The sequence below is a fragment of the Amaricoccus solimangrovi genome (assembly GCF_006385685.1).
Classification (GTDB): Bacteria; Pseudomonadota; Alphaproteobacteria; order Rhodobacterales; family Rhodobacteraceae; genus Amaricoccus; species Amaricoccus solimangrovi.
Window position 1 is genome coordinate 1 of record NZ_VFRP01000131.1, and the last position, 568, is coordinate 568.

At 67.3% G+C, this 568-nt stretch carries 1 protein-coding gene; it reads right to left on the reverse strand.

The window, feature by feature from the left end:
• Positions 1-4: 4 nt before the first annotated feature.
• The coding region (locus tag FJM51_RS23585) for an AMP-binding enzyme (protein WP_140456514.1) at positions 5-568 on the reverse strand (564 nt) is incomplete at its 5' end.

The window sequence follows — 568 nt, forward strand, 5'->3', positions numbered from 1 at the left end:
CGCCTCAGGCGCGGTTCATGCGGTTGTCGATGAGGTCCTCGACGACGGTTGGATCGGCGAGGGTGGAGGTGTCGCCGAGGGCGGCGTAGTCGTTCTCGGCGATCTTTCTGAGGATCCGGCGCATGATCTTGCCCGAGCGGGTCTTCGGCAGGCCCGGCGCCCACTGGATCAGGTCGGGGGAGGCGATCGGGCCGATCTCCTTGCGCACCCACTGCACCAGTTCCTTGCGCAGTTCCTCGGTGTATTCCTCGCCCTCGTTCAGCGTCACATAGGCGTAGATGCCCTGGCCCTTGATCGCGTGCGGGTAGCCCACCACCGCCGCCTCGGCGACCTTCGGGTGCGCCACCAGCGCCGATTCGACCTCCGCCGTGCCCATCCGGTGGCCCGAGACGTTGATCACGTCGTCGACCCGCCCGGTGATCCAGTAATAGCCGTCCGCGTCGCGCCGGCAGCCGTCGCCCGAGAAGTAGTAGCCCTTGTACTGGCTGAAGTAGGTCTCCACGAAGCGCTCGTGGTCGCCGAAGATCGTGCGCATCTGCCCGGGCCAGCTGTCGGCGAGCGCCAGCAC